The 7,595-nt window shown below is 68.2% G+C and carries 8 protein-coding genes; 4 read left to right on the top strand and 4 right to left on the bottom strand.

Translation table 11 applies throughout. The features are described from left to right. Positions 1-203, bottom strand: a 203-nt coding sequence (locus O145_RS18510) for a transposase family protein (RefSeq protein ID WP_169740380.1), incomplete at its 3' end; no start/stop codon positions are given. Positions 204-377: 174 nt separating this feature from the next. Here O145_RS18510 and O145_RS18765 point away from each other — a divergent pair. The 3 genes from O145_RS18765 (at position 378) to O145_RS14840 (ending at position 2,879) form a co-directional block, all read left to right on the top strand. Beyond that, complete coding sequence (locus O145_RS18765) at positions 378-692, top strand: hypothetical protein (RefSeq protein ID WP_043564377.1); 315 nt, start codon at positions 378-380, stop codon at positions 690-692. Then, the gene (locus O145_RS16745) at positions 622-1,335 is read left to right on the top strand and encodes an arsenate reductase/protein-tyrosine-phosphatase family protein (RefSeq protein ID WP_084682670.1); all 714 of its coding nucleotides are present in this window, start codon (positions 622-624) and stop codon (positions 1,333-1,335) included. Before O145_RS18765 ends, O145_RS16745 begins: the two co-directional genes overlap by 71 nt. A 71-nt stretch (positions 1,336-1,406) precedes the next feature. After that, positions 1,407-2,879, top strand: coding sequence for a sugar transferase (locus O145_RS14840; RefSeq protein WP_043564375.1), 1,473 nt, complete (start codon positions 1,407-1,409; stop codon positions 2,877-2,879). 36 nt (positions 2,880-2,915) lie between these two features. Here O145_RS14840 and O145_RS14835 read toward each other — a convergent pair whose 3' ends face one another. From O145_RS14835 to O145_RS14825, 3 genes are all read right to left on the bottom strand, one after another. Further along, positions 2,916-4,004: a polysaccharide pyruvyl transferase family protein gene (locus tag O145_RS14835; RefSeq protein WP_229118615.1), complete on the bottom strand. Its 1,089-nt coding sequence runs from the start codon at positions 4,002-4,004 to the stop codon at positions 2,916-2,918. Between the two features lie 120 nt (positions 4,005-4,124). Beyond that, positions 4,125-5,246 carry an LCP family protein gene (locus O145_RS14830; RefSeq protein ID WP_043564373.1) on the bottom strand — a complete coding sequence of 374 codons (1,122 nt, stop codon included), beginning with the start codon at positions 5,244-5,246 and terminating at the stop codon, positions 4,125-4,127. Positions 5,247-5,347: 101 nt separating this feature from the next. After that, positions 5,348-6,517 carry a branched-chain amino acid aminotransferase gene (locus tag O145_RS14825; RefSeq protein WP_043564371.1) on the bottom strand — a complete coding sequence of 390 codons (1,170 nt, stop codon included), beginning with the start codon at positions 6,515-6,517 and terminating at the stop codon, positions 5,348-5,350. A gap of 246 nt (positions 6,518-6,763) precedes the next feature. Between O145_RS14825 and O145_RS18505 the strand changes: the two genes are divergently transcribed. Next, positions 6,764-7,420: a hypothetical protein gene (locus tag O145_RS18505; protein ID WP_052375251.1), complete on the top strand. Its 657-nt coding sequence runs from the start codon at positions 6,764-6,766 to the stop codon at positions 7,418-7,420. The last annotated feature ends 175 nt before the right edge of the window (positions 7,421-7,595 follow it).

The raw sequence follows: 7,595 nt of genomic DNA, 5'->3' as shown, positions 1-7,595 counted from the left end.
CGCGCCTCGGCGTCCAGGCCGGCGGCCCACTGCCCGATGGCCAGCAGGCTGCGCGCTCCGGACAGCACGGCCCCCACCGCCACGGCCAGGATCACCTCCAGCCGGTGCCTCATTCCCCGGGCGCACCTGGGATCGGGCACGGTGGACAAGACCTGCATCAGGCTCGGCTGGCGCCCAGCAATGTTGATAGGGGAAGATGGCATAGCGGCGCGGCTCCTGACGACGAAAGGGTGCGTAGGACACACCCATCGTCACCCCAGGAACCGCGCCGCACCCCCACCAACACACCCACGACTACGCCGACCCCCTGGGTCCTCGGGGTCGCCCTCAACCAGGCCCCATCATCGGCCGTCGACCGTCTGCGCTACGGTGAAACGGTGTACGGGTACACCACCGACAGCCATGTGCAGCCCTCGGAGCCCGCCGCTCCCGCTGCGGCGCCCCCGGGTGCGGCGCCCGGGGGCGCCGCACCTCCGCCGCGGCACGCGAACCGGGCCCTCGGCCTTGGCCCCACCAAGCACGCCGACAATGCCGAGCATGCCGGAGGGGCCGCGTCAACGGCGGAGTTCGTCGCCATGCTGACGCGGCGCAGGCCCGGCGCCAGCAGGTGGGCGTCGACGGATGCGCGAACCTGGCGCTCCCGCGTCGGCACTGTCGGCACGACGCCCCCGACCATCACCACCAAGGCGTGATGGCAAGATGACGCAACCGCCACCGTGGCTCAGGACCGCCGCACGGAACCGGGCGTCGCGGGCGAGGTCATCGCGACCGCCGCGCGTCCTCTTCGTCTGCACGGGCAATATCTGCCGGTCCGCATTCGCAGCGTCCTGCTTCAGGGCCAACCCGATGACGAAGGGCCTGGACGTCGTCTCGGCGGGCATCATGGCCGTGGTCGGGCACGGGCTCGATGACACCTTCGCCAGGATCGCGGAGGGACTCGGAGCCGATTCCCACGAGCACCGCGCCCGACAGCTCACCGGGAGGATCCTCGATGAGGCCGACATTCTCCTGGTCTTCGGCCCGGAGCACCGCGAGTGGATCCTCGCCGGTCACCCCGAGAGCTCCGAGCGGGTCCTCGCGCTCGGGCAGGCCGGAGCGGTCCTGTCCCTCCTGCCTCATGGCGTCACCATCCCGTGGTGGTCCTTGGCCGAGACCGTCCTGGCGCGCCGCCCGGTTCCGCGGCCGGAGGACTGGATCGACGATCCTTATGGACGCGGCGAGCATGCCGCTCGGATCACCGCGCAGGCGATCACCGACAACCTGGGCCTGCTCGCCGACCGGGTCTCCTGGGACGGGCGCGCAGAGCCCTCCGGGCTCTCCAGCCCGCCCCGATAAGGCTCCCCCGCGCCCCTTCCCTCCCGCACTGACGATACTGCGACTGTACTGCACGATAAAAACAACACCACATGACCCGGCAGAATCTCGACTACAGGGCTCTCGCGAAGCCCGAATCCGCTCTCGCAACCGAGTCTTTCCAGCGCGCCCTGCGAATAGGCGACCTTGTTATCATCTCGCTGGTCATAGTCTTCTCCCACCTGGTGCGCTTCGGCGCAGGGGACGCCGCCATCGCCACAATTCGTCACGGCGGCCCCACGGCGAGCTATGTCCTGCTGGGCGTCGCCATCATCCTCACCTGGTGGCTGCTCCTGGCGGCCCTGAAGTCATACAGGGAGCACCTTCTCGGATACGGCTCCGACGAGTACCACCGGGTCTTCCAGGCCACAATCACCGAGTTCGGCGGCCTCGCGCTGCTCTCCTATCTCGCCGGAGTCGAGCTGTCGCGCGGCTACTTCCTGGTGGCCCTGCCCACTGGAGTCATGTCTCTTCAGCTCTGGCGCTGGCTGGCGCGCCGGCGCCTGGTCAAGGCGAGGAAGAGTGGGGCGTTCACTCACCCCACGTTCATTGTGGGCTCCTCGGAATCGGTGCCGGCCGTCATTGCGGAGATCGGCCGACGCCCCGAGCTCGGACTGGCGGTCGTGGGCGTCTTCCTGTCCGATGCAGATGCCGTCGGCCCTGAGACCGGGCTGTCCTCCCTCCTGATCGGCGACACCGCCTGTCTGCCCCGGAGAGTCAGCGGAGCCGAGGGCATCACGCTCATCATCGCTCGGGAATCCGGGTTGAACCCCTCCCGCATCCGGCGGATCAGCTGGATGCTGGGGCCGACCAGCAGGCTCGTGATGGTCCCGTCCATGCTCGACGTAGCCGGGCCGCGTCTTCACCTGCGCCCGGTCGACGGAATCTCGCTGATTGAGATCCAGGTTCCCCGTCTGGACGGGGTCGGCCTCCTGGCGAAGCGGCTGTTCGATATTCTCGTGTCCACGACGCTCATTGCCGCGCTCGCACCGCTGTGGATCGTGATCCCGGCGCTCATCCGGGTCGGGGACCACGGTCCGGCGCTCTTCCGGCAGACGCGCGTGGGGCTCAGGGGACGCGAGTTCCGCATATGGAAGTTCCGCACCATGCGTGTCAACGCCGACGCCGAGCTCACTGCTCTGCTGGCCCGGCAGGGCACGGCGGACAGGCCGCTGTTCAAGATCGACAACGACCCGCGGATCACCCGGATCGGGCGGTTCCTGAGGCGCGCCTCCCTTGACGAGCTTCCACAGCTGTTCAATGTTCTCCAGGGGACGATGAGCCTGGTCGGCCCCAGGCCGCAGGTTCCCGCCGAGGTGGAGCTCTACGACGACGTCGCGTCCCGCCGCCTTCTGACCAAGCCGGGGATCACCGGTCTGTGGCAGGTCAACGGGCGGTCCTCGCTGCCCTGGGAGGAGGCGCTCCGTTTCGACCTGTTCTACGTGGAGAACTGGTCGTTGTCCATGGACATCCGGATCCTGTTCAAGACGCTGCGGGTGGTTATCACCCAAGACGGTTCGGCCTGAGCCCCCCCGCAGGGCCGAATTGCGGACTCGCTCGCCTCACTGACGCGACACCTGCGAGCGAATATACGACAGGGCGCGACGGCGCTCATGCGCGAGGCGCTCGCGATCATAGGAGAGCGCTCCCCAGCGAAGCGCAATATCGTCAACGCGGTCGATCGAGCCGACAAGGTTGCGGTCCGTTCCCAGAAGATGCAGGGTCGACACAATAAGTCCACTGCAGCGAGGCGGCGGGACAGCGGCGAACTGCGTCTCAAATATGTGCGAGAGAGCAACTACGTAAAATGAGTCGGTGACCACGAACGAGGCGTTCTTTATCAGGCTGAGGAAGTCCTCTACAGAAGGAGCCACATAATGCTTCGCAGTGAACATGCGCATGGTCGACCAGTAGTCGATCCTCACCACAGGCAGTCCGGTCCTCCTCGCCATGCGGGTGGCCGCACTCACGAGCAGCGGGTTGCGAGTGAGCTGGTGGACGGCGATGTACGGCCGCTCCACAATGGGCGCAGACGCGATCCTGCGCCAGTAGCCGGCGGGAGCGGCGAGCGTGGGATCCACGTGCTGCTCGACCTGAAGGCCGAGCGACATGAGGTAGTCATACGCCCTGGCCTCTCTGACGGACAGGCCGCTGAAGCGAGACAGCGCCCTTCGCGCGCGACGCTCCTCGCTCTTCGGAAGCACAGGCGTTCCAGTGGACGAGGCGAAGGAGAATCGGCGGGCCTCCTGCGGCAGGAACGACAGGTAGAACGGGCGGTTGTCTCGGTTGCGTTCAATGTTCCACACCTGACCCGCCCCCACGCAGCACACGTCATAGTCGTCAGCCGGAAAGCGACGGAGGTCATCGAATGAGCAGTAGCGCTCGGGCGTCAGGTGAAGTCTTCTCTTGAGAAAGTCGCGGAACACCGACGACCGCCGCCGCGCATCGCGCCCTCGAAGCACGGCGTGCGCCCGAGTCGCCAGAGGAATGTGGGCGTATCGACTTCCGGAGAAATAGCTCGCGGCGCCGTCCCCCGCCCCTTCACGACGGAAGTCGACGACGGAGCACCGCGCCCCGGCCTTCTCAATGAGGCCCTGGGTCGCGAGCGCCTGCAGCGCCGTGCCGTAGTCCCCGACACTGTGCAGCGTCATCAGAGCCACACGAGGAGTCCTCCTCGCGCTCCCAGGTCGCCCCAGATCATTGTCAGTCATTTGTCGTTCCTTGTAGGGCGCCGGCTCGGGGCCAGACGCATTCGCGTAAGGGACTCCGCGTCAGTTCACCGTGGCCGGCAACAGCTCGACGGCACCGGGATGGGACTCCATGTACTCCTCGACGGCGTCAGTCGCGAAGGCCTCAAAGAGCAGGGCGTCCGCATCTGGATCGAGGTTGACAATGGATTGTCCGTCATGGGACATGTCGGTCCCTGCAGTCGGCACGGTCATGAACTTGATGTCCCTGGACCGCACGCCCCGCACCCCCAGCGCGAGATTCTGCATCTCATCAATGGTAAAGCCCTCGTCGACCGCCATGGTGCTGGTGACCGCGTGAAGGAAGGAGTACAGCTTCGTCGGGTCGGATAGGGTGTCGCCGTTGAAGACCTGGAACACGATCGCCCGCATCCACGCCTGCTGCCGGTTGATCCTGTCGAAGTCGCCGCCCGGCAGCGTCTTGCGCTCGCGCGTGTAGGCGAGGGCCTGCTCGCCGTTGAGCATCTGGGCACCCGCACTGAACTCGGTTCCTGCCAGGGTCTGCGGGTTCTTCAGATTAATGGTCACGCCCCCGATCTCATCGGTCAGGGTCTTGAAGGACTCGAAGTCGGCCACGATGAAGTGATTGATGCGGATTCCGGTGAGCTGTTCGACGGTCTGAATCGTCAAAGCCGGTCCGCCGTAGGAGTACGCCGCGTTGATCTTGGCCGGCCCATGGCCGGGGATGTCGACCCAGGAGTCGCGCGGAATGGACATGACCGACACCTTCTGCCGGTCCCCGCTGACCTGCACGATCATGATCGCATCGGTGCGCTGAGCGCCGACCTGCCACTGAGAGGGGTCGCCCGCGCTGATGCGCGAGTCCGAGCCGAGCACCAGGAAGTTCGTTGCGGGCTCCTGTCCCTTCTCGACCGCCTGCTGCGGGGCGCGCGTCGGCAGGCCCGCGAACGGGTCGGCGAAGGTTTCCACGCTGCTGCCCAGCGTGTGCCTGACCCACAGGCCGACGGCCACAGTCCCCAGAACCAGGAGCAGCACCAGGCCCAGCACCGAGAGCAGCCCGATCTTCCAGAGGCGTCTGGACCGGCGCGTAGGGGCGTCGTCCCCAGCACCCGACATGGGGGGATCGTCGGGTTCCAGGGGCGTCGTGGCCGATGGGGAGGGATGACGCAGGGCGGTGTCAGTCATGGCGCTATGCAACCACCTGCTCGCGCGGCTCTAGAATCAGCCTCGCGTGCCGACACACATCAATCAGGTTACGTATTGCCCCTGCGCCGGCAGGGCCCTGCTCAGGCGAGCCTGTACATCCAGCCGTACGGGTCCTCGTAGGCTCCGTACTGGATGCCGGTGAGGCGGTCGTGGATCTCGCTGGTGACCTCGCTGCCCTCAATGGTCACCTCGAAGCCCTCCCCCTTGAGACGCCCTAGAGGCACGACGACGGCGGCCGTCCCGCAGGCGAACACCTCGCGGACCTTCCCGGACTCGATGTCCTCCAGCAGGCCCTCCAGGGCGATGGTGTCCTCCACGACCCGGCGACCGGCGTCGGTGAGCAGTCGGATGATCGCCGAACGGGTGCTGCCCTCCAGGATCGTGCCGGTCAGGTGGGGGGTGCGCACCGTCCCGTCGTCGTCAACGACCATGATGTTCATGCCGCCGAGCTCTTCGAGATTGCGCTCGGTGACGTCGTCGAGGAAGCAGACCTGGTCGCAGCCCTTGGCCGCGGCCTCCTCCTGAGGCAGCAGCGAGGAGGCGTAGTTGCCGCCGGTCTTGGCGAAGCCGGTGCCGCCGCGCCCGGCGCGGTGGTGGTTCTGGGTGACCCAGATGCTGATGGGCTTCAGGCCTCCGGTGAAGTAGGCGCCCGAGGGCGAGGCGATGACGTAGTAGTCCACGACGTCCGCGGCGCGCACCCCCAGGAATGCCGCGGAGGCGAAGGCGAAGGGACGCAGGTAGAGGGACTCGCCCCGACCGGCGGGGACCCACTGGACGTCGGCGCGCACCAGGTCCACCAGGGAGGCGACGAAGTCCTCCTCGGGCAGCTCGGGCAGCGCCAGGCGGCGGGCGGAGACATTGAGCCGGGCCGCGTTGTAGCGGGGTCGGAAGGTCCAGATGCTGCCGTCGGCGTGCCGGTAGGCCTTGATTCCCTCGAAGATCTCCTGCCCGTAGTGCAGGACGGCGGCGGCGGGGGACAGCGTGAGGTCCCTGTAGGCCGTGACCGCGTGGCCGGCCCAGCCCACGCCGCGCGTCCAGCGGGCGTGCGCCATGTGGTCGGAGAACACGCTCCCGAAGTGGAGGTCGGTCAGGGCCTGCGCGCGCTGCGCGTCACTGGCGGCGTCGGGGTTGGGGGTCAGGGGGAAGCGGCCGGCGAGCTCGTCGGCGGGGGGGACGGCGACGGCGGCGGCACGGGCCAGAGGCGTCTCGAGGGAGCTGGGCGTGGGAGCGGCGGCCGCGGTCTCAGACATGGCCGCAGCCTACAGCCGCGCTCACGGCGGTAAGCGGCTTTTCTCGCATACTGACCGGCTCCCGACGGTAGGCTGCTTGTTATGCGCCCCATCACCCCAAGGGCGTTCGCAACAGCCGTTCGTCGCGCACTGGCGCTGGTTGCCGCGGCCGCCGTAGCAACCTGCGGGGTATCCTGCCGAACGGATCCGGACGCCCGTTCCTCGCCCGTCTCGACGGCGGCCGGCGACGCCGCGGCAGCACCCTCCGTGCCGGCGCTCGCCTCGGCCGTCGCCGTCTCCTTCCCCGAGCTCGACGGCTACGCCGCCTCCGCATCCCCCTCCCCCGCCGGCGGGAGCACCGTGGCCGAGCGCTCCTGGTCCTCGCCGGCAACTGGGTGCTCCGTACGCGCGGAGGTCGCCTCCGGCCTGCAGCCGGTCGTCCCTGACGGCGACGACCAGTCCTTGTCCGAGGCGCGGGCGGACGGTCTGGGTACGGGGTACCAGTCGTACGCCGGTACCGGCCGGGCTCGGCTCACCGGCCTGAACGGCGGTGAGCCCTATGCCGGGATCGTCAGTTCCTTCACCGCGAAGGTGGACGGCTCGGACGCCGCCGGGAAGTCCTTCGTTCGAGTCTGGTCGGCCGACGACGTGGCGCTGTCGGCGGTCGAGGTCTGTCCGCAGGGCGCCTTCGACGACGACGCCTGGAACGCACTGACCCGAGGAATCAGCTTGACCGGGCTGTCGGGACCTTCTCGCTGGCCCGGCGGAGAGCCGACGACGCCACCGGATCACCGTCCCGGGGCGTCGCCCGCGCCTGAGGACCCGCCGCCCCTCGACCGGACCCGGCCGCCGGGTCCCGGCGCGGACCGTGGGCCGGGCAACGAGCGCAAGCCCACGGTGGAGCCCAGCAGGGCGGCCTTCTGAGCGAGTCAGGCAGCTGCTGGCCCGTCTCTTTCTTGGTCCTGGTCCACCGGTGCCCGCCAGCGGGTTGGTGGTGTGGGTGTGTTTTAGAAGGGTGGGATGGTGTCGAGTAGTGGGGTCAGGCCGAGGGTGTGGAGGGCGGGGTGGTAGGGGGTGGTCTCGTAGTCGCCGGGGTTCT

The organism is Actinomyces israelii DSM 43320 (assembly GCF_000711965.1).
Classification (GTDB): Bacteria; Actinomycetota; Actinomycetes; order Actinomycetales; family Actinomycetaceae; genus Actinomyces; species Actinomyces israelii.
Note: the sequence above shows the minus strand (reverse complement) of the source record. Positions and strands in the feature narration are given on the sequence as shown.

Excerpts from the sequence above, each read along its gene's own strand:
- O145_RS16745 (WP_084682670.1), top strand. The coding sequence starts at position 622 with ATGCGCGAACCTGGCGCTCCCGCGTCGGCACTGTCGGCACGACGCCCC.
- O145_RS14840 (WP_043564375.1), top strand. The coding sequence starts at position 1,407 with ATGACCCGGCAGAATCTCGACTACAGGGCTCTCGCGAAGCCCGAATCC.
- O145_RS14835 (WP_229118615.1), bottom strand. The coding sequence starts at position 4,004 with ATGACGCTGCACAGTGTCGGGGACTACGGCACGGCGCTGCAGGCGCTC.
- O145_RS14830 (WP_043564373.1), bottom strand. The coding sequence starts at position 5,246 with ATGACTGACACCGCCCTGCGTCATCCCTCCCCATCGGCCACGACGCCC.
- O145_RS14825 (WP_043564371.1), bottom strand. The coding sequence starts at position 6,517 with ATGTCTGAGACCGCGGCCGCCGCTCCCACGCCCAGCTCCCTCGAGACG.